This is a genomic window from Flavobacterium sp. GCM10022190, from assembly GCF_042656445.1.
GTDB classification, from domain to species: Bacteria; Bacteroidota; Bacteroidia; order Flavobacteriales; family Flavobacteriaceae; genus Flavobacterium; species Flavobacterium nitratireducens.
On sequence record NZ_JBHSOQ010000001.1, the window covers coordinates 893,918 to 919,491 of the forward strand.

23 protein-coding genes are annotated in these 25,574 nt (G+C 33.8%); 18 read left to right on the forward strand and 5 right to left on the reverse strand.

What is annotated here, in order from left to right; genetic code table 11:
• Window positions 1-140: 140 nt before the first annotated feature.
• From ACFPTQ_RS03785 to ACFPTQ_RS03810, 6 genes are all read left to right on the forward strand, one after another.
• The gene (locus ACFPTQ_RS03785) at window positions 141-1,475 is read left to right on the forward strand and encodes an AAA family ATPase (RefSeq protein WP_379774054.1); all 1,335 of its coding nucleotides are present in this window, start codon (window positions 141-143) and stop codon (window positions 1,473-1,475) included.
• Window positions 1,475-2,161, forward strand: a complete 687-nt coding sequence (locus tag ACFPTQ_RS03790; protein WP_379774057.1) for an RloB family protein — start codon at window positions 1,475-1,477, stop codon at window positions 2,159-2,161. The genes ACFPTQ_RS03785 and ACFPTQ_RS03790 overlap by 1 nt, the downstream gene beginning before the upstream one ends.
• 32 nt (window positions 2,162-2,193) lie before the next feature.
• Window positions 2,194-3,066 (forward strand): DMT family transporter, encoded by an 873-nt coding sequence (locus ACFPTQ_RS03795; protein ID WP_379774061.1) that lies wholly within the window; start codon window positions 2,194-2,196, stop codon window positions 3,064-3,066.
• A 4-nt stretch (window positions 3,067-3,070) separates the two neighbouring features.
• Window positions 3,071-3,757, forward strand: a complete 687-nt coding sequence (locus tag ACFPTQ_RS03800; RefSeq protein ID WP_379774063.1) for an HAD family hydrolase — start codon at window positions 3,071-3,073, stop codon at window positions 3,755-3,757.
• 111 nt (window positions 3,758-3,868) lie between these two features.
• Window positions 3,869-4,387 carry a ferritin gene (locus tag ACFPTQ_RS03805; protein WP_379774065.1) on the forward strand — a complete coding sequence of 173 codons (519 nt, stop codon included), beginning with the start codon at window positions 3,869-3,871 and terminating at the stop codon, window positions 4,385-4,387.
• A gap of 80 nt (window positions 4,388-4,467) precedes the next feature.
• Window positions 4,468-4,653, forward strand: a complete 186-nt coding sequence (locus ACFPTQ_RS03810) for a hypothetical protein (RefSeq protein ID WP_379774068.1) — start codon at window positions 4,468-4,470, stop codon at window positions 4,651-4,653.
• A 171-nt stretch (window positions 4,654-4,824) separates the two neighbouring features.
• Here ACFPTQ_RS03810 and ACFPTQ_RS03815 read toward each other — a convergent pair whose 3' ends face one another.
• A complete protein-coding gene (locus ACFPTQ_RS03815) occupies window positions 4,825-5,160 on the reverse strand; it encodes a single-stranded DNA-binding protein (protein WP_379774070.1) in 336 nt (111 codons plus the stop codon).
• Window positions 5,161-5,380: 220 nt separating this feature from the next.
• On the opposite strand from ACFPTQ_RS03815, the gene ACFPTQ_RS03820 reads away from it, so the two are divergent.
• From ACFPTQ_RS03820 to ACFPTQ_RS03830, 3 genes are read left to right on the forward strand one after another with little or no spacing between them, the layout of a single operon-like run.
• Window positions 5,381-6,910, forward strand: a complete 1,530-nt coding sequence (locus ACFPTQ_RS03820; RefSeq protein WP_278034359.1) for a carbon-nitrogen hydrolase family protein — start codon at window positions 5,381-5,383, stop codon at window positions 6,908-6,910.
• Between the two features lie 3 nt (window positions 6,911-6,913).
• The gene (locus ACFPTQ_RS03825; RefSeq protein WP_379774073.1) at window positions 6,914-7,261 is read left to right on the forward strand and encodes a hypothetical protein; all 348 of its coding nucleotides are present in this window, start codon (window positions 6,914-6,916) and stop codon (window positions 7,259-7,261) included.
• 22 nt (window positions 7,262-7,283) lie between these two features.
• Window positions 7,284-9,683 carry a M28 family peptidase gene (locus ACFPTQ_RS03830; protein WP_379774075.1) on the forward strand — a complete coding sequence of 800 codons (2,400 nt, stop codon included), beginning with the start codon at window positions 7,284-7,286 and terminating at the stop codon, window positions 9,681-9,683.
• A gap of 73 nt (window positions 9,684-9,756) precedes the next feature.
• Here the strand turns inward: ACFPTQ_RS03830 and radA are convergent, their stop codons facing one another.
• From radA to panC, 4 genes are all read right to left on the reverse strand, one after another.
• On the reverse strand, window positions 9,757-11,118 hold the full coding sequence (radA, locus tag ACFPTQ_RS03835; protein ID WP_379774078.1) for a DNA repair protein RadA: 1,362 nt from the start codon (window positions 11,116-11,118) through the stop codon (window positions 9,757-9,759).
• Window positions 11,118-12,266 carry an alpha/beta hydrolase gene (locus ACFPTQ_RS03840; protein WP_379774081.1) on the reverse strand — a complete coding sequence of 383 codons (1,149 nt, stop codon included), beginning with the start codon at window positions 12,264-12,266 and terminating at the stop codon, window positions 11,118-11,120. Before ACFPTQ_RS03840 ends, radA begins: the two co-directional genes overlap by 1 nt.
• Window positions 12,267-12,400: 134 nt before the next feature.
• Window positions 12,401-12,751, reverse strand: a complete 351-nt coding sequence (gene panD / locus ACFPTQ_RS03845) for an aspartate 1-decarboxylase (protein WP_278034353.1) — start codon at window positions 12,749-12,751, stop codon at window positions 12,401-12,403.
• Window positions 12,752-12,765: 14 nt separating this feature from the next.
• Window positions 12,766-13,644, reverse strand: coding sequence for a pantoate--beta-alanine ligase (gene panC, locus ACFPTQ_RS03850; RefSeq protein WP_379774084.1), 879 nt, complete (start codon window positions 13,642-13,644; stop codon window positions 12,766-12,768).
• A 79-nt stretch (window positions 13,645-13,723) separates the two neighbouring features.
• Here panC and ACFPTQ_RS03855 point away from each other — a divergent pair, with 79 nt between their 5' ends.
• The 9 genes from ACFPTQ_RS03855 (at window position 13,724) to bioD (ending at window position 25,552) form a co-directional block, all read left to right on the forward strand.
• Window positions 13,724-14,527, forward strand: coding sequence for a glycogen/starch synthase (locus ACFPTQ_RS03855; RefSeq protein ID WP_379774087.1), 804 nt, complete (start codon window positions 13,724-13,726; stop codon window positions 14,525-14,527).
• 22 nt (window positions 14,528-14,549) lie between these two features.
• A complete protein-coding gene (locus ACFPTQ_RS03860) occupies window positions 14,550-16,238 on the forward strand; it encodes a DUF4270 domain-containing protein (RefSeq protein WP_379774090.1) in 1,689 nt (562 codons plus the stop codon).
• A gap of 9 nt (window positions 16,239-16,247) precedes the next feature.
• Window positions 16,248-18,092 (forward strand): glutamine--fructose-6-phosphate transaminase (isomerizing), encoded by a 1,845-nt coding sequence (gene glmS / locus ACFPTQ_RS03865; protein ID WP_379774093.1) that lies wholly within the window; start codon window positions 16,248-16,250, stop codon window positions 18,090-18,092.
• A 190-nt stretch (window positions 18,093-18,282) separates the two neighbouring features.
• On the forward strand, window positions 18,283-21,144 hold the full coding sequence (locus ACFPTQ_RS03870; RefSeq protein ID WP_379774096.1) for a TonB-dependent receptor domain-containing protein: 2,862 nt from the start codon (window positions 18,283-18,285) through the stop codon (window positions 21,142-21,144).
• Between the two features lie 249 nt (window positions 21,145-21,393).
• Window positions 21,394-22,905 carry a F0F1 ATP synthase subunit beta gene (gene atpD / locus ACFPTQ_RS03875; protein ID WP_035656666.1) on the forward strand — a complete coding sequence of 504 codons (1,512 nt, stop codon included), beginning with the start codon at window positions 21,394-21,396 and terminating at the stop codon, window positions 22,903-22,905.
• A 75-nt stretch (window positions 22,906-22,980) separates the two neighbouring features.
• Complete coding sequence (locus tag ACFPTQ_RS03880; RefSeq protein ID WP_379774098.1) at window positions 22,981-23,262, forward strand: F0F1 ATP synthase subunit epsilon; 282 nt, start codon at window positions 22,981-22,983, stop codon at window positions 23,260-23,262.
• A 61-nt stretch (window positions 23,263-23,323) separates the two neighbouring features.
• Entirely contained in the window at window positions 23,324-24,517 is a 1,194-nt protein-coding gene (locus tag ACFPTQ_RS03885) for an aminotransferase class I/II-fold pyridoxal phosphate-dependent enzyme (protein ID WP_379774101.1), read from the forward strand.
• A 6-nt stretch (window positions 24,518-24,523) separates the two neighbouring features.
• Window positions 24,524-24,931: a DUF2007 domain-containing protein gene (locus tag ACFPTQ_RS03890; protein WP_379774104.1), complete on the forward strand. Its 408-nt coding sequence runs from the start codon at window positions 24,524-24,526 to the stop codon at window positions 24,929-24,931.
• Window positions 24,932-25,552 (forward strand): dethiobiotin synthase, encoded by a 621-nt coding sequence (gene bioD, locus ACFPTQ_RS03895; protein ID WP_379774106.1) that lies wholly within the window; start codon window positions 24,932-24,934, stop codon window positions 25,550-25,552.
• The last annotated feature ends 22 nt before the right edge of the window (window positions 25,553-25,574 follow it).

Genomic DNA, 25,574 nt, shown 5'->3' on the forward strand with positions numbered 1-25,574 from the left:
GAAATAATCGTTAATTTTTTCGAAAAAATCGCTATTTTGTTTTTTTTATTAGAGTTGTATTTGTTATTTTACAGCATGGTAAATATTTTTAACGAAAAAATCGTAAAATCATGCTAATTCGTTTTGTTGTCAGTAATTTTATGTCTTTCAAAGAAGAGACAGAATTTAATATGCTTAAGAGTAAAGGAAATGGCTCTCAACAACTTAAACACCATATAGTGAAAACCAAGTCTGGTATAGACTTGTTAAAGACTGCGGCTATTTATGGAGCAAATGCAGCAGGAAAAAGTAATCTAATCAAGGCAATTGAGTATTTCAAAAATATAGTCTTTAATGAAGAATCCTTATTAATGCCACAAAGTAAGAGATTCAGAATTGACGAAACCTACAAAACAAAACCAACAACTTTTAGAATAGAATATGAATATAAAAAAATTCATTTTGATTATGCAATTGAAGTATTCAAAGGTAAAATTGTTGATGAATGGCTTTATTTAATTGAATCTGTAAAGTCTAATAAAGAAACATTATTATATAAAAGAACAAATAATAATGTAGAATTTGGAGAAATATTCAATAAATCAAAAGATTTAAGCTATATTAAAAAATATATAAAAAAAGAACTCAAAGATAATCAATCTGTATTAGAAGCTAGTTTTGGAGTTATAGATGACATTGATATTTTAGATAAGATTTACGTCGGATTAAGTAAACTAGCAATTGTTAGTCCAACCTCTAAAAATTATCTTTATTCTGAATCTATTTTGACAGGAACAAAATCAACAAAATTTGCAACCGACTTATTAACTAATAGCCGAACAGGTATAGAAGATTTAGTCATAAAAGAAATTGAAGCAGATGTGTATTTCAGTTATGCTGATGATGATTTTAAAAAAGAAATGATAGATGAACTGGAAAGTGCTCTGGAAGCCCGAAAAGTCAAGTCCGAAGATGTTGTATTAACATTTTCTTTCAATTCTCAGATAAATGTTTTAAAGAAAAAAGGCGACAAATACTATATTTCCATTTTAAAAACAAAACATTTTAATTCAGATGAATTATTTGATCTTTATGAAGAATCTGATGGTACAAATCGTCTATATGAACTTTCACCTGCATTCGAACAATTAATTCACGAGAGTGACATCGTATATATTATTGACGAACTCGAAAGAAGCATGCATCCTCTTTTAGCCAAAGAGTTATTGAAATTGTTTTCATCATCAAAAACGACAAAAAGTCAATTAATCTTTACAACTCATGAAAGTCATTTGTTAGATGACAGTTTACTGAGAAGAGACGAAATATGGTTTACAGAAAAAAAATCTGATGGCAGCACTAAACTTTACCCTTTAAGTGATTTTAATCCTCGTGGTGATAAAGTTTTAGAAAGAGGTTATTTACAAGGACGTTATGGAGGTATTCCTTTTTTAGGAGATTTTTCCAAATTATTAATTGATGAAAATCTAGTATAATGCAAAGAAGAAAATATTCTCTTGAAGATTATAATAAGAAAGATCCTTTTGATGATTCTTGCATTAAGTTTTTTATTTTATATGAAGGTATTGATAAAGAACCCAATTACTTTCAAGCATTTTGTGACACTTTCTTAGAAGAAAAAAGAGTTTATGTTCATCATATTTTAGAAACTAATTCAAATATCAAAGGCAATATGCCGAAAAACTTATTAGACAGAGTTAAAGATTTTCTTGATAATCCTCCAAAAGATTTAAAATTTACCCCATCAAATGAAGATAAATTCAGATTTGTTCTTGATGTAGATAAACACCCTAAGCAACAAATTGTTAATTTATATGAGTATTGTGAGACTTTATTAGATTCAAATCTTTACATAAGTAATTTTTGTTTTGAAATTTGGTTGTGGTTTCATTTAGATGAGCAAGAAAATATATTAGCAACAAAATCCAAAGAGATAAAAACTGAACTTGGAAAAAAGCAGAATCAATCAGGTGTGAATTTTCCACACGGTTACATGAGTTTTGAAAAAATAAACAAAGCCATAGAAAGAGCTGAACTTGCAGACATAAATAAAGAAGATTATTTTCCTGCCGAAAAAACTACAAAAGTTTATCTTTTAATGAAAGAACTTTTAAAATATTCATTGATCAATACTGAAATCTTTGAGTCAGAAGAAATATAAACGGACTATTGTTGTTTTATAGCGCTAAAACCATGAATAATTCAAAACCCAAATTAGCCTTAGCGATTGGAATACTTTGTATTTCTATCTTTCCTATTTTGGTTCGTTTGCATTTAACTGATGGATTGATTTCTGCTTTTTACCGTATGTTTATCGCTGCGGTTTTTTTATTGCCGTATGTTTTTATTAGCAAACGGTTTCTGCTGCCAGAAGGTCGTTATTTGTTGCTTTCGGTTATTTGCGGAATTGTCTTCGCTACGGATATTGCTATTTGGAATTTTGCGATACAACATTCTAGTGCTACTCAGGCTACTTTACTGGCAAATTTAACGCCTGTTTGGGTGGGTATTGGGTCTTTCTTTTTTTTAAAAAACAAACCTAGTGCTAATTTTTGGCTTGGAACTATTGTGGCACTTTTTGGTATGTTTGTTTTAGTAGGATTTGAAACCTTTCTCCAGTTTAAAATAGATCTAGCCTTTGTTTTAGCAGTTATTTCAGGAATGCTTTATGCTTCTTATATTTTAATCAGTAAAATTGTTTTAGAAAAACTAGATGTACTTTCATTTATGAGTATTGTTTTGTTCTCTTCTAGTTTGTTTTTGGCTTTAATTTGTTGGGTTTCTGGTGAAAATTTTACAGGTTTTTCCACAGCAGCTTGGTTGGTTTTATTAATACAAGGATTGATTTGTCAACTGTTGGCTTGGTTAATGATTAGTTATTCTACTCAACATTTGAAGGCTACTAGAGTGTCTTTGAGTTTGTTAGCCCAAGCCGTTTTAACAACATTTTTAGCATGGATTTTTTTAGAAGAAAAGATGAGTTGGGATAGGATTCTTGGTGCTGTTTTTTTACTTTTAGGAATAGGAATTACCTTTTATAATAAACCTTTGTCAATAAAAAAATAAAACTATGTCTTTTAAAGTAATAGCATTTGATGCTGATGATACGTTGTTTGTAAATGAAACCTATTTTTTAGAAACAGAGGAAAAATTCTGTGCTTTAATGAGTGATTACCTTTCGCATCAATGGCTTTCGCAGGAGCTTTTTAGAATTGAAATCAAAAATTTATCCATATACGGTTATGGAATTAAAGCTTATATACTTTCGATGATTGAAGCCGCGATGACCATATCAAATAATACTATTCCTGTTGAAGTAGTTGCCAGAATTATTGAATACGGTAAGGAATTGTTAGAGAAGCCAATTGTGCTTTTGGATGGGGTAGAAGAGACTTTGGCTACTTTGTATGGTAAATACAAATTAGTAGTTGCTACCAAAGGGGATTTGCTGGATCAACGACGTAAATTGCACAATTCAGGTTTAGGTAAATATTTTCACCATATCGAAGTGATGTCGGACAAACAAGAACAGGACTATCTGGATTTGATAAAACGTTTAGAGATAAAGCCTACAGAGTTTTATATGATTGGAAATTCTTTAAAGTCAGATGTTTTGCCGGTTTTGAGTATCGGAGGGCACGCTGCACACATTCCATTTCATACCACCTGGGCGCATGAGAAGATTGATCATGAAGTGAGGCATGAAAATTTTAGATCTTTTGAAAAAATTACCGAAATATTGGAGTTGTTGAGATAAAAAACTTCATCTTTTATTTCGTTAAATAAAATCCAAAATGGATTTAGATCTTATATTTTAATCCGTTTTTTACTAACTTTACGTAAAGTATAATAATAAAAACCCAATTGTATGTTATCAAAAAATATAGAAACCGCATTAAATAAACAAATACGTATAGAGGCCGAATCTTCCCAAACTTATTTATCCATGGCTTGTTGGGCAGAAGCTAACGGACTCGAAGGAATTTCACAGTTTATGTACACGCAATCTGATGAAGAACGTGCACATATGCTTAAATTAATTAAATATGTAAATGAACGTGGTGGGCATGCGCAAATTACCGATTTGAAAGCTCCTAAAACTACCTATTCAACGTTCAAAGAAATGTTTGAAGCTTTGTATGAGCATGAAGTATTTGTTTCCAATTCGATTAACGAACTGGTGCATATTACTTTTTCGGAGAAAGACTATGCCACGCATAACTTTCTACAGTGGTATGTTGCGGAACAAATAGAAGAAGAAGCTACCGCTAAAACCATTTTGGATAAAATCAATTTAATTGGCGATGACAAAGGAGGATTGTATCTCTTTGACCGTGATATTCAACAATTAACTGTAACAAGCTCAGTTGCTATTAATCCAAAATAAAAAAGTTAAAGTTTATTTAGAATACATAAAAATAATATTTTTTCTTTTATATTTGCTTCAGTTTTAAACGGGAAGCCAAAGTGAGCAAAAAAGACAAAGAAAAAGACAAGAAAAGGAAGAAGAAAGACAAAAAGAAAAAGGAAGCTCTTAATGTCATAAAGAAAGTCGAGAACTGTAAATCTTCTTGTTGTGAAAAATTTAAAAAGTCAGAAAGTAAACGTTGCAAACGTTGTCCGATGTATGATTTAATCAAAAAAGTAGCATAATTAGCTGCATATAATAGTAAAACCCATTAGCCACGGCTAATGGGTTTTTTTGTTTAAGGTTGTTTTTTTTAAAACCATTAAGATTAAGAGATTTAAGGTTAAGCTTAGCTCAATGTTTCTTAACATCTTAATTGTTTACTTTTAAAACTAATGTTTAATAGCTTTTGTCAATTAGTTTTTGCCCAATAAAAGTAAATCACTAACAACCACTTCAGTAACATAGCGTTTTTCTCCGTTTTTGTCGTCATAAGAACGGTGTGTTAATTTGCCTTCAATAGCAATTTCTTTACCTTTAGTCACGTATTTTTCAATAATTTCGGCAGTTTTGCCCCAAGCTACTAAACGATGCCATTGGGTTTCTTCTATTTTTTCACCTTTTTCATTTTTATAACTTTCATTAGTAGCCAAAGTAAAATTGGCTAATTTTTTACCTCCATCAAAATTTTTGATTTCTGGATCGTTTCCTAAGTGACCGATTAACTGTACTTTGTTTCTTAATGCATTCATGGCGTATAAAATTTAATTGTTAATATTATTTTTTTAAGTCTTTATTGATATTGTTATTGTCATTGAAATTAACATTGTTTTTGTTTCATTTCGACGAGACAAAGTTGCAACAACAGCCAACAGTTAGTCGGTAGTTAGTTGTTTACTTTCGGTTGTAAATATTTGTAAACGTTTGTAAACGGATATTATTTTTTGTATATTGCAGAAAATCAATGAGTTTATGCAGGCAGAAATCAATAAAGTCGAACTTAGAAATTTAAAAATTCAAGACTATAAAGAATTAAAAAATTCCATGATTGAATCCTATCCCGAAATGATAGATGATTATTGGAGGGAATCGGATATTAAAAAATTACTTAAAATATTTCCAGAAGGACAACTGGTTATTTTAGTTGACGATATTGTGGTGGGGGCTGCACTCTCACTGATAGTTGATGAAGATTTAGTCGAAAAGAACCATGATTATGCTAAAATTACGGGTGATTATACCTTTTCTACGCATAATCCTAATGGAGAAGTGCTTTACGGAATTGATGTTTTTGTGGTTCCTAAATATAGAGGATTGCGTTTAGGTCGAAGATTGTATGATGCTCGAAAAGAAATTTGCGAGCAATTGAATTTAAAATCGATTGTATTTGCGGGGCGGATACCAAATTACGGAAATTATGCCCATGAATTAACTCCTAAGGCTTATATTGATAAGGTAAAAAGAAAAGAAATTCATGATCCCGTATTGTCTTTTCAGTTGAGTAACGAATTTCATGTAATGCGTGTAATGCGAAATTATCTGGAAGGCGATCGTAAATCGAAGCAATTTGCCGTTTTGTTAGAATGGAATAATATCTATTATGATGAAAGTCCGCAAATAATTAATACTACAAAAAGTGTTATTCGATTGGGTTTAATTCAATGGCAAATGAGACCTTTAAGAGATTTGGATGCCTTAATTGAACAGGCTGAATTTTTTATTGATGCCGTATCGGGTTATGGAAGTGATTTTGCCGTTTTTCCAGAGCTGTTTATTGCGCCTTTAATGGCAGATTATAATCATTTATCAGAAGCAGATGCTATTCGGGAATTGGCTAAATATTCAGAACCCATTCGCAAAAGATTTCAAGAACTAGCGATTTCTTATAATATCAACATCATTACAGGTAGTATGCCTACTTTGGTAGATGGTGTTTTGTACAATAGTGGTTTTTTGTGCAAAAGAGACGGAACGTATGAAACCTATACCAAAATTCATATCACACCAAATGAAGTTTTTCATTGGGGTATAACAGGAGGAAACACTATTAAAACCTTCGATACTGATTGTGGCAAAATAGGAATCATGATTTGTTATGATGTAGAGTTTCCAGAACTGTCCCGATTAATGGCCGATGAAGGCATGAATATCTTGTTTGTGCCATTTCTGACCGATACTCAAAATGGTTATACACGTGTAAAACATTGCGCACAAGCCAGAGCCATAGAAAACGAATGTTATGTAGCCATTGCCGGTTGCGTGGGGAATTTGCCAAAGGTGAATAATATGGATATTCAATACGCGCAAACAGCAGTTTTTACCCCTTCCGATTTTGCTTTTCCAAGTAACGGTATAAAAGCCGAAACCACTCCCAATACCGAAATGACTTTGATTGTTGATGTCGATTTGGACTTACTCAAAGAGCTACACGAACACGGAAGTGTCAATATTTTAAAAGACCGCCGTCACGATTTGTACCGAATCAAAAAACTAAAAAGTTAGCCTATGAAAAACTGTTTAGAATGCGGTGAAAAAATTATTGGCCGCGAAGACAAGAAATTTTGCAGCGATGGTTGCAGAAACGCCTATAATAATAAGATGAATAAGGATAGCAATAATTTCATGCGCAATGTTAATAACAAATTACGTAAAAACTATCGCATTCTTACTGAACTCAATACGGATGGAAAATCAAAAGTTTCCAAAACAAAACTGCTTAGTAAAGGTTTTGATTTTGATTTTTTTACCAATATTTTAAAAACAAAAACAGGAAATATATACTATTTCTTGTATGATCAGGGTTATATGTTATTAGAAAATGATATGTATATCCTTGTCAAAAAGGATAATTAAAAAATACCCAATCTACCTAAAAATGAAAAAAAATTTATCCTCAATCGTAGCAATGCTGTTTTTTACAGGGATAATTGCTTGTTTATACCTAAGCCTTATGCCCAGGTGGACGGACAATGATGAAAAACCTTTGGACGAATTTTCGACCAAAAGAGCTATGGTTCATATTAATAAAATGAGTCAAAAACCACATTATGTAGGTGCTGATTATCACAATCAGGTGGCCGAATATTTGCAGTTTGAATTAACAAAGTTAGGCTTGCAACCACAATCTCAAGAAGGATATACCTTAACCGAATGGGGAAATCTAACTCAATCGCGTAATATTATTGCTAGAATAAAAGGGACTGGAAACGGCAAAGCCTTGTTGCTGCTTTCGCATTATGATAGCGCACCACATTCGGTATCAAAAGGAGCTAGTGATAATGCAGTAGGTGTTGCTACCATTTTAGAAAGTGTTCGGGCCTTTTTACAAACTAAAACAGCACCTAAAAATGATATTATTATTTTGTTTACTGATGCCGAAGAATTAGGTTTGAATGGCGCTGCTCTTTTTGTAACCCAACACAAGTGGGCTAAGGAAGTAGGTTTGGCTTTGAATTTTGAAGCCCGAGGAACGTCAGGTCCAAGTTATATGTTAATGGAAACTAACGAGGGCAATGCGGGAATGGTTAAACAATTTGAGGAAGCTAATCCAAGTTTTGCAGTTTCTAATTCGTTAATGTATAGCATCTATAAAATGCTGCCTAATGATACGGATTTGACCGTTTTTAGAGAACAAGGACAAATTCAAGGGTTTAATTTTGCTTTTATTGATGGTCATTACAATTATCATACAGCCCAAGATGATGTGAAGCACCTAGATAGGAATTCGCTAGCACATCAAGGTGCTTATTTAATGCCTTTATTGCACTATTTTTCCAATAGTAATTTAAATGAGCTTCAATCAGCAGAAGATGAAGTCTATTTTACCATTCCTTTTAGTTTTATCAGCTATCCTTTTAGTTGGGTAGTTCCTATGCTGATTGTAGCTACTGTATTGCTGTTGTTTTTTATCTTTTTAGGGATAGCCAAAAGAATTTTGACCGTTCCAAAAATGCTTTCGGGTTTTGTTCCGTTTTTAGGAACGATGTTTACAGCCGCTTTGCTCACTTTTTTAGGATGGCAAATTTTGTTACAAGTTTATCCACAATACAATGATTTGCTCAATGGATTTACCTACAACGGACACGATTATATTGCTGCTTTTGTATTTTTGAGTGTTGCAATCGCTTTTGCTTTTTATCATTTTTTTGCCCCAAATAAAATTACAGCCAATCATTTTTTGGCTCCATTATTTATTTGGTTATTGCTTAATGGTGCCATTGCTTTTGGTTTGCAAGGCGCTGGTTTTTTAATCATTCCTCTTTATTTTGGGATTTTTACCTTTGGGTTTTATATTCTCACTCAAAAATACAATCCAATCTTAAATCTAGTGCTTTGTATTCCGGTTTTATGGATTGTGGTGCCTTTTATCCAGATGTTTCCAATAGGTTTAGGATTGAAAATACTATATGTAAGCGCTATACTCACTGCACTTTGTTTTGGTTTGCTTTTAGCTGTTTTGGGAAATTTTGTTCAAAAAAGAACTTGGTCGGTACTTTTTCTTTTGGTTTCTATAGGCTTTTTTGCGAAAGCGCACACCGAATCCGAATATGAAAAAGGCAAAGCCAAATCAAATAGCTTAGTTTATCTTTATGATGCCGATACGAATTATGCCCAATGGCTTACTTATGATAAAAATTTAGATTCCTGGACTAAAAGTTATCTGGGTGAAAATCCACAAGAGCCAAAAGGACTAGAAGCTATTCCGCTTTTTAGCAAATATGATACACAATTTACCTATTCAAATTCAGCACCAATACAAAAACTTGCCGAACCTACCATCGAATTTTTGAGGGACAGTATTGCCGATAGTCAACGTTATTTGAAAATTCGAATTTCGCCCAATCGGAAAGTGAATCGCTATGATATTTTTGCCAATGAAAAAATGGATTTGTACAATATCAGAGCTAATGGTGTAGCGCACTTGGAACAAAAAGAAAAAATTTATGAAAGAGAAGGGAAGCGACTGTTGAGTTATTATGTAGTAGATAATGCGCCTTTGGTTTTGGAATTTAACATTAATAAGCAAACGGTCTTAGATATGCAATTATTGGAAAGTTCCTTTGATTTATTACAAAATCCTTTGTTTAAAATAAATAAACGTGCCGATTGGATGATGCCAACGCCTTTTGTACTCACAGATGCCATTGCGATTAAAAAAGCCATTCGTCCTAGCGGAAGAGTGGTGCAGGATACGGTGCCTGTTATTGTGCCTAAGATGAAATATAGGAAACCAATTAGAGTTGAACAAGTCTCGGTAGTTGATAGTATTAATTGAATAAGATAGTGAAATAAAACCAGACAATATCTCAAGATTGTCTGGTTTTGTTTTTTATGAAAACAAATGTTTTTCACCCAAAAAGCATACTTGCCACATCTTCAATTTTAGCGACTAATTCGATTTTGATGCCTGTGTTTTTTAAGGCTATTTTATTGTATTTAGAAACAAAAATGGTAGAGAATCCCAGTTTTTCGGCTTCCTGAATGCGTTGGTCTACGCGGTTTACGGGTCTAATTTCGCCTGAAAGACCAACTTCGCCAGCAAAGCAGAAACCTTTATCCACAGGAATATCTTCATTCGAAGATAAAATCGCGGCTACTACAGCTAAATCGATCGCAGGATCATCTACGGTAATTCCACCTGTGATGTTTAGGAAAACGTCTTTGGCACCTAAACGGAAACCGGCTCTTTTTTCCAAAACCGCCAGAATCATATTCAGACGTTTGGCATTGTAACCTGTGGTGCTGCGTTGTGGCGTTCCATAAACAGCGGTACTTACTAAGGATTGGATTTCAATCATCAGTGGGCGCATACCTTCGAGTGTGGTGGCAATGGCAGTTCCGGATAGTTCTTCGTCTTTGTGAGAAATCAATATTTCGGATGGATTAGAAACTTCTCTTAATCCGCTGCCCAGCATTTCATAGATACCAATTTCGGAAGTGGAACCAAAACGGTTTTTTAACGAACGAAGGATTCGGTAAATGTGATTTCTGTCGCCTTCAAATTGCAAAACCGTATCAACCATATGTTCCAAAATTTTTGGTCCTGCAATATTTCCGTCTTTGGTTATGTGACCAATTAAGATTACGGGAATATTACTTTCTTTGGCAAACTTAATAAGTTCGGCAGTGGTTTCTCTAATTTGAGAAATACTACCCGCCGTCGACTCGATATAATCGGTATGCAGGGTTTGAATCGAATCGATAATGACGATTTCAGGTTCAATGGATTCAATTTGTTTGAAAATGTTTTGCGTTTTAGTTTCAGTCAAAATGTAGCAATTGTCGCTGGAAGGGGTTATTCTTTCCGCGCGCATTTTGATTTGCTTCTGACTTTCTTCGCCCGAAACATACAAAGTTTTATAAGGTAGTTTTAATGAAATTTGGAGTAAAAGCGTACTCTTTCCAATTCCAGGTTCACCGCCTAACAGCGTTAAAGAACCGGGTACGATTCCGCCACCCAATACTCGATTTAATTCGGAATCAGTTGTGTCCATTCGGATTTCCTGAGTCGAATCGATTTCGGTTATTTTTAAAGGTTTGGGTACTCTATTGCTTGGAGTTGGTTCACTTTTCCAGGCAACCTTATCTTGTTTTTGAATGATTTCTTCGGCAATGGTATTCCATTCTTTGCAGGCGTTGCATTGGCCTTGCCATTTAGCATAGGAAGTTCCGCAACTCTGACAGAAAAAAGAGGTTTTAACTTTTGACATTATTTTTTAACACTTAAACTTTTCAAATCTTCATACTTATTGTACATCATTTCCTTGGTCAAATCGCCAATTTCTTCTAATTGTGAAGCGCGTTGGTATTTGTTAGCTGCTTTTTTGTTATCGCCTAGTTTTTCATACATAAGGCCCAATTCATAATCAGCAAGCATTGATTTAGGATAGTTTTTATTGGCTAATTGCGATAATTTTTCTAATTCTTCGTAGGCTTTGTTTTTTAAAATGGCGGCTTCAATTGCTTTGAAATCATTTATACGAATGGGATTGTTTAGTCCTAGTTTTTGAGCCGAATTTTCATATTTCTTGATAAGGTAATCCACATAACCTGATGGTAGAATTACAATTTTTTCTGAGAATTCGGTAGAAGAAATAGGTTTGTAGCTATCAAAAATTTGGTACAAGGCATTAGGAATAGAATATAAAACTAATGAATAGTGCGAGGCATTATTGAATTTGTCGTATTGGTAATTGACTAAAGGATTTTGAATGGCCGTTGCTTTGATATTAGCGTCTAATTCTTCTATGGGTTGTCGCAGTTGCTTGATATCCCCATCGGCAGAAGACTGATAGTAAAAAATATTTTTTTTAGTATTGTTTAATGTGGTAGGAACTTGACTTGCCATATCTGAAGATAATTCAGGACTTAAGGAGATGTAGGCGTTAAAATAGGAGTTTTCGCGATACAAGAAGAAGTTTAGAAATCCAGCCGTAACGTCGTGACCTGCAATTATTCGAAAAGGTGCTAAACGATATTTTTTTTCTGCAAAAGGCATCATTTCTTCTACTATAAAGTTATAGAAAGCAGCCGCTCTTTTAGTAGGGGTTCCTTGCGCCTCATCGAAAGCACAATCACTCATTCGGCTGTTTTTTTGATGGATGCCTATAATAATGGTTTCTGGTAAATCATCCCAATATTCGCCATAATGCAAGGCGCCTTGAAAAGGGTCAAATAAATAATCGCCATCTAGAAGTACTAAAACGGGGTATCTTTTCGTGGGGTTACTTTCGTAGGAACTGGGAAGATTTATGGATATTTCTCGGGTTTCTCCCAAATGGTTTGATTTGATTAATTCGTTTTTTTTTTGCGAAAATGCTAAAATCGAAAAGAAAAATAATAGTAGCGCTTGTTTCATGATTTGGGGAAGTTTTTAGATGAACATTCAGAACGACAAAGCAAGATACTAAAATTTAGTGAAAGTAAAATTTATACTATAAAAACAAAAAGCGCTTCTAAAGAAACGCTTGCCATTAATTTTTTAACCTTTACTTATGTTAGTGAATTGTCTTTTTCGTTTGGAAAAATAATCCAAGGCTGGAAAGTTTTGGCTTCTTCAAAGTCCATGGTTGCATACGAAATGATAATAATGATATCGTCTTTTTGTACTTTTCTAGCTGCTGGACCATTCAGTGTTATTTCGCCTGAATTTCGCTCTCCTTTTATGGCATAAGTGTCAAAACGTTCTCCATTATTGATGTTAACAATAGAAACTTTTTCTCCTTCAATAATATTAGATGCTTCTAATAAGGTTTCATCGATGGTAATACTACCAATATAATTTAAATCGGCGCCAGTTACTTTTACCCGATGAATTTTTGATTTTAAAACTTGAATTTGCATGGCACAAAAGTAAATTATTTTAGTGAAATGGTATCAATCAATCGAATATTATTCACAAAAACGGCAATAAATGCACGATAATTTTTATCTTTTAAAATGCTTGTACAAGGAATAAGCGTTTCTTCGTCAGCGATTTCAAAATATTCTAATTCAAACATTGTATTCGGTTCAAAAACTGCTTTAACCCATTGTTTCACTTCTTCACAACTTAGGGTTTTAAATTGTTCTTTGGCTTCTAATAAGGTTTTGTAAATAATGGAAGCTTTGTCTCTTTCTTGGGTTGTTAATCGTTCGTTTCGGGAACTCATAGCAAGTCCATTAGCTTCTCTGAAAATGGGACAACCAATGATTTTTACGTCTAAATGGTTTTTGCTAACCATTTTTTTAACAATTTGTAATTGTTGGAAATCTTTTTCGCCAAAGTACGCATTTGTAGGTTTTACAATTTCGAAAAGACGTTTTACAATGGTTCCTACTCCATTAAAATGACCAGGTCTAAATTTGCCTTCCATTTGGTTTTCGAGTCCGTCGTAATCAAAATTTTGAGATACCACATTTCCTTCGTAGATATCATCTACTGAAGGTGCGTATACAATAATCGATGGGTCTAAAGAGACAATTTTTTTAGTGTCTTCTTCTAGGGTTCTAGGGTATTTTTCTAAATCCTCGGGATTATTAAATTGGGTAGGATTAACAAAGATACTAACCACAGTATGCTGGTTTTCTGCTAGAGATTGTTGCATTAGGGAAAGATGACCTTGGTGGAGCGCACCCATTGTTGGAACAAAACCAATAGGGGATTTAGAGGCGTTAACTGAATTTAAAAACGCTGCTAAAGCTACTTTTCCATAGAAAACAGGCATGGTAATTTTATTAAAATTGAGTGCAAACATAATATATTAGTTAATAACTGCATAAAATTTTGTAATTTTGCGTGGTTTTTATTACCAACATAACTAACTAAAATACAATATGAAAGATAAGAGGATATTATATGTATCATCTGAAGTGGTGCCGTATTTGGCTGAAAATGAGGTTTCTTTAATGTCTTATGATGTTCCTAAGATGGTAAATGACCAGGGAGGACAGATAAGAATTTTTATGCCTAGGTATGGTAATATCAACGAGAGAAGGCACCAATTACATGAAGTTATTCGTCTTTCAGGAATGAATTTGGTAGTAAATGACTTAGATATGCCTTTAATTATCAAAGTGGCATCAATTCCAAAAGAAAGAATTCAAGTATATTTTATCGATAATGATGAATACTTTAAAAGAAAAGCCACATTTGCCGATGAGGATGGGAAATTATACCCTGATAATGATGAGCGTGCTATCTTTTTTGCTAAAGGAGTTGTCGAGACAGTTAAAAAATTAAATTGGGTACCAGATATTATTCATGTTCACGGTTGGATGGCAGCCATGTTGCCTGTGTATATGAAGCATTTTTATAAAAATGAAGCCTTGTTTTCTGATACTAAGATTGTTACTTCTGTTTATGGGCAATCATTTGATGGTACTTTAGATGTTGAAATGATCAACAAAGTAAAATTAGATGGAGTGCCACAAGAGGCAGTTGATATGCTATCAACTCCTGATTATGAGAATATTATTAAAGCAACTGTAATGCATTCGGATGCTGTTATTATTGCTTCTTCAAATCTTAGTTCAAGTTTAACAAAATTTATTGAAACTTCAGGGAAACCTTTTTTACCTTTCGTCCCTAAAGATGCTTTTGCTGAGGCATATAATAATTTTTATAAAGAAATGCTTTAAACCCAACTTTTTATTATTTAATATGCGTAATAATTCTATTCTAAAGATATTTATTCTTGCAATCACTGCTGTTTTTTTTACTTCCTGTGACAAAGATTTTAACACCATAGGAGGAGACTTAATTGGTGATGAACATTTTGGATTAGTACATGATAGTATTAATGTTCTTTCTTATAATCAAAATCTTGGTCCAGTTCAATCTAATAATTTGCCTGTAAATCCTTTGGGGATTTATGAAGATGAAACCTTTGGTACTATCGAGGCTAGTTTTGTTACTCAATTAGTTTTGGCATCGCCAAATCCGGTTGTTGGGAATAATGCTATAGTAGATAATGTGGAGTTATCTATTCCTTATTATAGCGCTGTTGTTGATCGTGATTTAGAAAGTGGAGCCAGTGTTTATCGATTGGATTCAATCTATGGTCCGGAAGCATCTAAGATTAAATTAAGTGTATATGAGAATGGCTATTTTATTAGGGATTTAGATCCTAATACCAATTTTGCAGATGCTCAAAAGTTTTATACTGATCAAGCTAGTCTTTTCGAAGGCTTGAAAAGGCCAGTGTTATTAAATGATTCTATAAACACTCCTAGTCAGAATCAAGAATTTTTCTTTAATAAGGCAGAAAGACAGAAAAAAGTTTCCACTAATGGTGTTGAAACAACTACAAGATTTGCTCCTGCAATGGTACTTGCTTTGAATAAAAGTTATTTCCAGAACGTTATTGTTAATGTTGCTAAAAAAAGTGATGGGACTGATCCGGGTAAATTAACTAATAACGATGTTTTTAAAGATTATTTCAGAGGACTTTATTTTAAAGTCGAAAAATCTGGTGCTAGTCCAGGTCAATTAGCGATGATGAATTTTAAAGCAGGAACGGTTACTATAAATTACAAGGAAGATTTAGTTACTACAGCAAACGGTCAGTCTACAACGACAAGAGTAGCTAAATCTATCGTGCTTAATATGACTGGAAATACTGTTAGTTTGGTTAAAAATACTAAGAAAACAGTTTACGAGGATGCGATCACCACTAACGTTAATAAAACAGCAGGGGATAGTCGATTGTATGTAAAAGGTGGTGAAGGTGCAATGTCTGTTTTAGAACTTTTTGATAAAACAGATGTTTTAGGTTATGATGCTAGTGGAAATGTTTCGAACGTTCCTAATAATATTCCTGATGAATTGGATGAATTAAGACGTATTGATCCTCTTACTAAAAGAACTAAAATGATCAATGAGGCTAGTTTAGTTTTTCATGTAGACAAGGCAGCTATGGGAACTACTAAATTACCTAATCGTATTTATTTGTATGATTTATCGAATAGTACGGTTTTATTAGATTATTTGTATGATTCTTCAACGGGAACTAATGCAAAAAATGGTCAGCTTATTTTTGGAGGGCAATTGCAAAAAAGTACTGATGGGGAGTATTATTATAAATTTAGAATTACAGAACACATTCGAAATTTAGTTAAAAATCTTTCTTCAAAAAATGTAAAGTTAGGTGTTGTAGTTACTGAAGATATTCGAAATACGACTATGAATGCTTTGTTTTCAAAGTTTACTTTGAACGATCAAAATGAAATTTTTAAAATCCCACAGGCATCAGTATTAAATCCACTTGGTGTGGTGCTTTACGGAGGAGCGGCATCTGTTCCAGACGCAAAAAGATTGAAGTTGAAAATTTATTACACAAAACCTAATTAATAGAAATTTATGTGTGGAATAGTTGGTTATATAGGTCACAGAGAAGCTTATCCTATAGTTATCAAAGGTCTTAAAAGACTGGAATATCGCGGTTATGATAGTGCTGGAGTAATGGTGTATGATGGTGCGATTAAAGTTTGTAAAACAAAAGGTAAGGTAGTTGCTTTAGAGGAGCGTGCTTTGCAAGAAATTGATACTAAGGGAACTATTGGAATAGGTCATACAAGATGGGCCACTCATGGGGTTCCTAATGATGTGAATTCGCATCCTCATCTTTCAAATTCAGGTGAGTTAGCTATAGTGCATAACGGAATCATTGAAAATTATGCGCCATTAAAGGAAGAATTAATAAAGCGTGGTTACGTCTTTCATTCAGATACTGATACAGAAGTATTAGTTAATTTAATTGAAGAAGTTCAAAAGAATGAAAAAATCAAGTTAGGCAAAGCGGTTCAGTTAGCGCTTAATCAAGTAGTGGGTGCTTATGCAATTGCTGTTTTTGATACAAAGAATCCAAGTGAAATTGTTGCTGCTCGTTTAGGAAGTCCTTTGGCAATTGGTGTTGGAGAAGGAGAGTATTTTATTGCTTCTGATGCGTCACCTTTTATTGAATATACTTCTAATGCGGTTTATCTTGAAGATGGCGAGATGGCTAATATCAGTTTGAAAAAACCAATTAAGATTAGAAAGATTAAAGATGATAGTTTGGTAGATCCTTATATTCAAGAGCTTCAAATGAATTTAGAGCAAATTGAAAAAGGAGGTTTTGATCATTTCATGTTGAAGGAAATCTATGAGCAACCAAATGTTATAAAAGATACTTATAGAGGAAGATTGCATGCGGATAGGGGTATTGTTCAAATGTCGGGAATTGAAGATCATTTGGAAAAATTCTTAAATGCTGACAGAATAATCATAGTTGCTTGTGGGACTTCATGGCATGCAGGTTTAGTTGCTGAATATATTATTGAAGAATTTGCTCGTATTTCTGTAGAAGTAGAGTATGCTTCGGAATTTAGATATAGAAATCCAATTATTAAGCCTACAGATGTTGTTATAGCTATTTCTCAATCAGGTGAAACGGCCGATACAATGGCAGCTATTAAATTAGCAAAAGAACATGGTGCTTTTGTTTTTGGAGTTTGTAATGTGGTAGGTTCTTCTATTTCTAGAGAATCTCACGCAGGAGCTTACACGCATGCCGGACCAGAAATTGGTGTAGCATCTACTAAAGCTTTCACTACTCAAATTACTGTATTGACAATGTTAGCTTTGCGTTTAGCTAAAGCAAAAGGTACTTTATCGCATTCTGATTTCCATAGGTATTTATTAGAATTAGAGTTAATACCAGAAAAAGTAAAAGAAGTATTAGAAACTGCGGAGAAAACAAAAGAAATTGCTGCAGCTTTCAAAGATGCGCCTAACTGTTTGTATTTAGGTCGTGGTTATAATTTCCCAGTAGCATTAGAAGGTGCTTTGAAGCTTAAAGAAATATCATATATTCACGCTGAGGGTTATCCAGCAGCCGAAATGAAACATGGTCCTATCGCATTGATTGATGAGCAAATGCCCGTAATTATTATTGCGCCAAAACAAGGGCACTATGATAAGATTGTAAGTAATATTCAAGAAATAAAATCACGAAGCGGTAAAATTATTGCTGTAGTGACAAAAGGAGATACTCAAGTTAGAGAATTAGCTGATTATGTAATTGAAATTCCTGAAACTTCAGATGCATTATCGCCCTTGATTACAACAATACCATTACAGTTGTTGTCTTACTATATCGCTGTATTTAGAGGTTGTAATGTGGATCAGCCACGTAACTTAGCTAAATCAGTTACAGTAGAATAAAATTTGTAATTACTATATCAAAGGCGAGATGAAAATCTCGCCTTTTTTATTTCTGGTGAATTGATTTTTTGTGAATTTGTTAAAATTTTGAAATCATGGTTAATTATTGATAAAATAGCTTTGTGTATTTTGTGATTGTGTCAGAATTTATTATTATTTTAGTAGTACCAATCCTTAAAAACTTAACCCTATGAAATCCTTCTTCCTTTTTTTATTGATCCTTGTGTGTGGCGTAAATTTCGCTCAAAATACCATTGAAGGTTCTATTGTTGATAAGAATAAAATGCCCGTTGTGGGTGCTAATATTGTTGTTACAGGAAAAACAATCTCAACAGTATCGGATAGTGATGGTAAATTTATATTAGAAGCTTTGCGTTTTCCATTTGAAATCGAATTAAGTTGTGTGGGCTTTCAAACCATGAAAATTATGGTTGGTTCAAAACAACAATTGCTCGGAATTGTTTTAAGTGAAGAGCAAAATGTACTTGATGAGATTGTTATTTCGGCATCCAGAACTCCTGAAAGAGTTTTTGAATCGCCAGTTACCATTGAAAGGATGGGTATAGCTGATGTTAAAAAAACGGCATCTGCTACTTTTTACGATGGATTAGAAAATTTAAAAGAAGTACAAATGAATACCAGTAGTTTGACTTTTAAATCCATTAATACTCGTGGTTTTGCAACTGTAGCCAATACGCGTTTTATGCAATTAGTGGATGGAATGGACAATTCTTCTCCTTTATTGAATTTTGTATTAGGAAATATGGTGGGTATTTCTGAAATCGATATGCAAAGTGTTGAGTTATTACCAGGAGCATCTTCTGCTTTGTATGGTGCTAATGCTTTTAATGGAATTTTATTTATGAATTCGAAAAGTCCGTTTAATTACCAAGGGATAACAACCTATGTGAAATACGGTCAAACGAGTCAAAAAGCGGCTGGGGTTAATGATTTTGTTGATTACGGTATTCGAATGGCGCATGCCTTTGATAAACATTTTGCTGCCAAAGCGAATTTTACGTATATGCGTGGTACTGATTGGTATGCGACAGATTATAGAGATAGATTTGTGGTTGGAAGAGATAGAGCGAATCCTAATTATGATGGTGTCAATGTATATGGAGATGAAGTAAGTACGAATATTTACAATGTTGGACAAAAAATGATAGCCAGTGGTGCGTGGGCTGCAGCAGGTTTGCCTTCTGGTTTTGCTTCACTTTTGCCTAAGGAAAATGTTTCAAGAACAGGTTATAATGAAACTGATTTGACCGATAATAAAGCAAGTAATACTAAAATTGATTTGTCTTTTCATTTTAGACCTTTTGGAGATGAACGATTGGAAGTAATTTGGTTAAGTAAATTTGGTTTTGGTAATGCGGTGTATCAAGGTGCTAATCGCTACTATTTGAATAACTTTTTTATGCAACAACATAAATTAGAGTTTAAAGGCAAGAATTTTTTCTTAAGAGGGTATACTACAACTGAAGACGGTGGTCAATCATATGATATGCTTTTTACAGGGATTAATGTAAATAGAGCTTGGAAATCAGATGAAACATGGTTTGGTACTTATGCGGCTAATTATGCTGGTGCTGTTGGGAATCCTCAAAGTCCATTATATAACAATTCGGCTGGTGCGCATGCTTATGCTAGGGCTCAGGCAGATGTGGGTAGATTGATTCCTGGAACATCCGCTTTTAAATCGGCATTTAATAGTGTTATCGCTGAGCCTAATGTGCTTTCGGGATCTAAATTGGTTGATAATTCTAAAATTTATCATTCGGATGCCAATTATAATTTTAAAGATGTAATACAATTTGCTGAAATACAAGTTGGTGGTTCTTTTAGAGAGTATCAATTAAATTCTAATGGAAGGATTTATACAGATGCAAATGGTTCTATCCACTATAATGAATATGGAATGTATACCCAATTGATGAAAAAGTTTGTAGATGAAAGATTGAAGTTTACAGGATCTATTCGATATGATAAATCACAAAATTTTAAAGGAAGTTACTCTCCTCGATTGTCGTTAGTGTATGCAGCAGGTGAAAATAAGCACCATAACATTAGGGCTTCATTTCAAACCGGTTTTAGAAATCCAACAACTCAGGATCAGTATATAGGTTTTAATGTGGGTAATGCGGTTTTAATTGGTTCGGCTCCTGATAATTTATCAAGATATTCTGAAACATTGCCAGTGAATACTGTTGTTGGTCAATCTTTGAATAGCGGCACTACTAAGGTTATGACTGGTTTAAATGCGTATGGGAATTCGTATATAGCGTCAACGGTTCAGGCATTTGCAGCTTTAGCGCCATCAAATCCTGTAGCTGCTTCGGCTTTGTTAAGAAAAGCAAATGTGAATTATGTGAAACCAGAACGAGTAAAGGCTTTTGAGTTAGGATACCGATCGTTTGTAAATAAGATGTCTGTAGATGTTAGTGGTTACTATAATATTTATAATGATTTCATTGGTAATTTAACAGTGATTTCTCCTTATTATGGTATCGTACAAGATGCGCCAAATCCTTTAGCGGGACCAACTGATCCCGGTGCGCAAACATTGCATGCATTGCAAAATGATAATTTTAGAGCGTATCAATTGTATACGAATACTGATGTCGAAATCAAATCTTTTGGTTTTGGATTGGGACTCTCCAGAAAAGTGTACAAGGATTATGAAATTGGTGTAAATTATAATTATGCTGAATTTAGTTTTGATCAATCAAAGGATCCAAGTTTTGAGGCTGGATTTAATACGCCTAAGCACAGAGTGAAAGCTTCAATTGGGAATGAAAAGGTGTTTAAAAATTTCGGATTTAATGTTAGTGGAAGATGGAATACATCGTATAAATGGGAATCTGCAATGGTTGATGGCATGGTGCAATCGGCTACAGTAATTGATGCGCAAATGAATTATAGTATTCCTTCGCTTAAATCAACTTTTAAGGTGGCTGTAGCTAATCTTGGAGGAAAAGAATACATGCAGGTATTGGGTGCTGGATTAATAGGGCAGCAGTATTTTGTTTCTTGGGTAATCAATCCATAATTAAGATTGGATGTTTTTATAAAATATAATTTATATAATATAACGAAATGTTTGTGGTGAATAAATTTGTTGGAAGCGAGATTTATAGCGGTTTTTAACCCTTGTTTTATTTTTTAATGTTTTTTAAATAAAAGTGTTGATTTTTTATTTTAAAAAATTATCTTTGCGCTCGGAAAAAACACCTAATCAGTCAAATTTGATGGTGTCTATTTCATAAACCTAAATAGCTGTTTAATAAATACATAAGTAATGTCTAAAGTAATAGGAAAAGTTGCCCAAATCATTGGCCCAGTAGTTGACGTTGTTTTCAACGGTAAGGATGTTGAACTTCCAAAAATTTATGATTCATTAGAAATCGTAAAAAAAGATGGTACTAAATTAATCCTAGAAGTACAATCTCACATTGGAGAAAATACTGTTCGTACCATTTCGATGGATTCAACAGATGGTTTGAGCAGAGGTTATGAAGTAATTGGAACAGGAAACCCAATTCAAATGCCGATTGGTGCAGATGTTTACGGACGTTTATTCAACGTAGTTGGAGATGCTATTGATGGTTTGCCAGAATTACCTAAAACAGGTGAAAACGGTATGTCAATTCACCGTCAAGCTCCAAAATTTGAAGATTTATCTACATCTTCTGAAGTTTTATTCACAGGTATTAAAGTAATCGATTTGATCGAGCCTTATGCAAAAGGAGGTAAAATTGGATTGTTTGGTGGAGCCGGAGTAGGTAAAACAGTATTGATTCAAGAATTAATTAACAATATCGCTAAAGGTCACGGTGGACTTTCAGTATTCGCAGGAGTAGGTGAAAGAACACGTGAAGGGAATGACTTGCTTCGTGAGATGTTAGAGTCAGGAATTATTAAATACGGTGAGGAATTCATGCACTCTATGGAAAATGGAGGATGGGATTTGTCTAAAGTAGATTTACCAGGAATGAGAGAGTCTAAAGCTACTTTCGTTTTCGGACAAATGAATGAGCCACCAGGAGCACGTGCTCGTGTTGCACTTTCTGGATTATCTATTGCTGAGTATTTCCGTGATGGAGCTGGTTCTGACCAAGGTAAAGACGTATTATTCTTCGTAGATAACATCTTCCGTTTTACACAAGCAGGTTCTGAGGTATCGGCTTTATTAGGACGTATGCCATCTGCGGTAGGTTACCAACCAACTTTAGCAACTGAGATGGGTGCGATGCAAGAGCGTATTACATCTACAAACAAAGGATCTATTACATCTGTACAAGCGGTTTACGTTCCTGCGGATGACTTAACGGATCCAGCACCAGCAACTACATTTGCTCACTTAGATGCTACTACAGTATTGTCTCGTAAAATTGCTGAGTTAGGTATTTATCCAGCGGTAGATCCATTGGATTCTACTTCTAGAATTTTGACTCCACACATCTTAGGTGATGATCACTATAACTGTGCACAAAGAGTAAAAGAGATTCTTCAAAAATACAAACAATTACAAGATATCATCGCTATCTTAGGTATGGAGGAGTTATCTGAAGAAGATAAATTAGCAGTATCTAGAGCACGTCGTGTTCAACGTTTCTTATCTCAACCATTCCACGTAGCGGAGCAATTTACAGGTATTCCAGGAGTATTAGTTGATATCAAAGATACTATCAAAGGATTTAATATGATTATTGATGGTGAATTAGATCACTTACCAGAATCAGCTTTCAACCTTAAAGGAACTATCGAAGAAGCTATCGAGGCTGGAGAGAAAATGTTAGCAGAAGCATAAAATCAGTTAGCAGTTTTCAGTTGGTAGTTTTCAGAGACTTCTAACTTCTAACTTCTAACTTCTAACTCAAAAAATATGATTTTAGAAATAGTATCACCAGAAGCCAAATTATTTTCAGCAGAAGTTACTTCGGTAAGTTTGCCTGGAGTTAATGGTAGCTTTCAAATATTGAATAATCACGCGCCAATCGTTTCTATTTTAGGAAAAGGTATTGTGAAAATTGATGCTCCAAGCTTCAAATTTTCTAAAGAGGTTGCGGGTAAATTTACAAGAGTAACTGACCAAACCTATACCTTAGCTATTGAGTCAGGTACTATTGAAATGAAAGACAATAAAGTAATTGTTTTAGCTGACTAAGACAATTTAAATTAATATAAAACGTCAAGCTTAGCTTGGCGTTTTTTTTTACTTTTGATTTATGAAATTACCCGAAAATCTTTCTAAGAAACTCGAAATTCGAATTCAAAACAATGCATTACGTCAATTGCCTTTGGCGAATCATTTAATTGATTTTGCGTCTAATGATTATCTTGGTTTTTCAAAATCAGAACATGTTTTTAACGATACTCATCAGTATTTGATTGATAGAGGATTTACCCAAAACGGAGCAACGGGTTCTCGATTGCTTTCAGGAAATCATCAAGTTTATCAGGAGGCAGAAAGTTATATTTCAGCTTTTCATCAATCAGAATCAGCATTACTTTTTAATTCGGGCTATGATGCCAATGTGGGTTTTTTTAGCGCGATTCCTCAAAAAGGAGATTTGATTTTGTACGACGAATTGTGTCATGCTTCCATCCGAGACGGGATTCAGCTATCGAATGCGAAGTCTTATAAATTCAGGCATAATGATTTTGAAAATCTTGAAAATCTTATTTTGCGTTTTAGTAAAAAAGAGGTGGTTCTGAACGGAAATGACGGATTGCTTCTAACTCCTAACTCCCAACTCCCAACTATTTATATCGCCACAGAATCGGTTTTCTCGATGGATGGAGATGCGCCTAATTTGGAAGAATTAGTAGCTCTAACAAAAAAATACAATGCTTATTTGGTTATAGACGAAGCGCATGCCTTAGGGGTTTTTGGAAATCAAGGTGAAGGTTTGGTGCAAATGTTAGGTTTGCAAGAAAAAGTATTTGCCCGAATCATGACCTTCGGAAAAGGATTAGGTTGTCATGGTGCGGCGGTTTTAGGAAGTACAAAATTAAAGCAATATTTAGTCAATTTCGCCCGAAGTTTTATTTACACTACGGGACTTTCTCCCCATTCCGTAGCAACTGTTTTAGTGGCTTATCAGTATTTAAAAAAGGATAAGGAAAAGATTGCAGCTTTAAAGGAAAATATTATCCATTTTAATCAGCAAAAGAATTTATTGGGTTTAAAACCGCTTTTTGTACATAGTAAATCGGCTATTCAATGTGCTATTATTCCTGGAAATGAAAAGGTAAAACAAATAGCTAGCCAACTTCAAGATAAAGGTTTTGATGTCAAAGCGATTCTTTCACCTACTGTTCCAGAAGGACAGGAAAGACTTCGTTTTTGTTTGCATGCTTTTAATTCGAAGGAAGAAATAACAGAAGTGTTGCAATTGTTGAGTACTTTTGCATTTTAAGAGCATATGGAAGAAATTTTTGAGCAAGTAGGAATCTATCAATATTCGTCAGAAGCGATAATTTTCAAAGGTAAATTAGAATCTGAAGGAATAACAGTTTACATGAAAGATAATTACACAATTGATGCTAATCCTTTGTATAGTAATGCTGTTGGTGGGGTGAAACTTTTAGTTTCAAAAAAGGATTATACGAAAGCTATGGAAATTATTTCACAAATATCCGAGTATTCATTAGATGATCAAAATACGCTGATGAAATGTCCTAATTGTGGAACAGCACAAATCAATATGGTAACCTCAATAAAGGATTTCAAATCTCTTTTTATCTATCTTTTTTCATTGTTACTAGGTTTGCTTCCTTTTTATTCGAAACAAAAATACAAATGCAATAAGTGTAATTTTGAATTTAATTAAATGAAACTATTTATAACAGGAATAGGTACCGATGTGGGTAAAACGATTGCTTCGGCAATTATTACAGAGGCTTTAGAAGCTGATTATTGGAAACCCATTCAGGCAGGTGATTTAGCTACTTCAGACAGTCATAAGATTAGGGCCTATTTATCGAATGAAAAGACTGTTGTATATCCAAATAGTTATGCTTTAAATACTCCGGCAAGTCCGCATCTGGCAGCTGAATTGGATAATGTGCTTATTGATATTAATCAAATTATTGAACCTGTAACAGAAAATCATTTGGTGATAGAAGGAGCAGGAGGCATTTTTGTTCCCATAAATGATACAGAAACTATTGTCGATTTGATTAATCCTGATTACAAAGTAATTGTAGTTTCCCGTCATTATTTAGGAAGTATTAATCATACTTTGTTGACTATCGAAGCTTTACAAAATAGAAATGTTGCTATAGCAGGAATTCTTTTTAATGGGAAAGAAAATCCATCTACTGAATCTATAATTTTGACGAAATCAGGATTGAATTGTCTTGGAAGAATTGACGAAGAACCGTATTTTGACCAAAATGTAATTCGCGAATACGCCGATTTATTTAGAAGCAAATTATTGGAAATCCAATAACAGTCCGAAATCAAAAATCGTT

What these genes read in the sequence shown, in the direction of transcription:
- ACFPTQ_RS03785 (WP_379774054.1), top strand. Translation starts at nt 141, where the DNA reads ATGTCTTTCAAAGAAGAGACAGAATTTAATATGCTTAAGAGTAAAGGA.
- ACFPTQ_RS03790 (WP_379774057.1), top strand. Translation starts at nt 1,475, where the DNA reads ATGCAAAGAAGAAAATATTCTCTTGAAGATTATAATAAGAAAGATCCT.
- ACFPTQ_RS03795 (WP_379774061.1), top strand. Translation starts at nt 2,194, where the DNA reads ATGAATAATTCAAAACCCAAATTAGCCTTAGCGATTGGAATACTTTGT.
- ACFPTQ_RS03800 (WP_379774063.1), top strand. Translation starts at nt 3,071, where the DNA reads ATGTCTTTTAAAGTAATAGCATTTGATGCTGATGATACGTTGTTTGTA.
- ACFPTQ_RS03805 (WP_379774065.1), top strand. Translation starts at nt 3,869, where the DNA reads ATGTTATCAAAAAATATAGAAACCGCATTAAATAAACAAATACGTATA.
- ACFPTQ_RS03815 (WP_379774070.1), bottom strand. Translation starts at nt 5,160, where the DNA reads ATGAATGCATTAAGAAACAAAGTACAGTTAATCGGTCACTTAGGAAAC.
- ACFPTQ_RS03820 (WP_278034359.1), top strand. Translation starts at nt 5,381, where the DNA reads ATGCAGGCAGAAATCAATAAAGTCGAACTTAGAAATTTAAAAATTCAA.
- ACFPTQ_RS03825 (WP_379774073.1), top strand. Translation starts at nt 6,914, where the DNA reads ATGAAAAACTGTTTAGAATGCGGTGAAAAAATTATTGGCCGCGAAGAC.
- ACFPTQ_RS03830 (WP_379774075.1), top strand. Translation starts at nt 7,284, where the DNA reads ATGAAAAAAAATTTATCCTCAATCGTAGCAATGCTGTTTTTTACAGGG.
- radA (WP_379774078.1), bottom strand. Translation starts at nt 11,118, where the DNA reads ATGTCAAAAGTTAAAACCTCTTTTTTCTGTCAGAGTTGCGGAACTTCC.
- ACFPTQ_RS03840 (WP_379774081.1), bottom strand. Translation starts at nt 12,266, where the DNA reads ATGAAACAAGCGCTACTATTATTTTTCTTTTCGATTTTAGCATTTTCG.
- panD (WP_278034353.1), bottom strand. Translation starts at nt 12,751, where the DNA reads ATGCAAATTCAAGTTTTAAAATCAAAAATTCATCGGGTAAAAGTAACT.
- panC (WP_379774084.1), bottom strand. Translation starts at nt 13,644, where the DNA reads ATGTTTGCACTCAATTTTAATAAAATTACCATGCCTGTTTTCTATGGA.
- ACFPTQ_RS03855 (WP_379774087.1), top strand. Translation starts at nt 13,724, where the DNA reads ATGAAAGATAAGAGGATATTATATGTATCATCTGAAGTGGTGCCGTAT.
- ACFPTQ_RS03860 (WP_379774090.1), top strand. Translation starts at nt 14,550, where the DNA reads ATGCGTAATAATTCTATTCTAAAGATATTTATTCTTGCAATCACTGCT.
- glmS (WP_379774093.1), top strand. Translation starts at nt 16,248, where the DNA reads ATGTGTGGAATAGTTGGTTATATAGGTCACAGAGAAGCTTATCCTATA.
- ACFPTQ_RS03870 (WP_379774096.1), top strand. Translation starts at nt 18,283, where the DNA reads ATGAAATCCTTCTTCCTTTTTTTATTGATCCTTGTGTGTGGCGTAAAT.
- atpD (WP_035656666.1), top strand. Translation starts at nt 21,394, where the DNA reads ATGTCTAAAGTAATAGGAAAAGTTGCCCAAATCATTGGCCCAGTAGTT.
- ACFPTQ_RS03880 (WP_379774098.1), top strand. Translation starts at nt 22,981, where the DNA reads ATGATTTTAGAAATAGTATCACCAGAAGCCAAATTATTTTCAGCAGAA.
- ACFPTQ_RS03885 (WP_379774101.1), top strand. Translation starts at nt 23,324, where the DNA reads ATGAAATTACCCGAAAATCTTTCTAAGAAACTCGAAATTCGAATTCAA.
- ACFPTQ_RS03890 (WP_379774104.1), top strand. Translation starts at nt 24,524, where the DNA reads ATGGAAGAAATTTTTGAGCAAGTAGGAATCTATCAATATTCGTCAGAA.
- bioD (WP_379774106.1), top strand. Translation starts at nt 24,932, where the DNA reads ATGAAACTATTTATAACAGGAATAGGTACCGATGTGGGTAAAACGATT.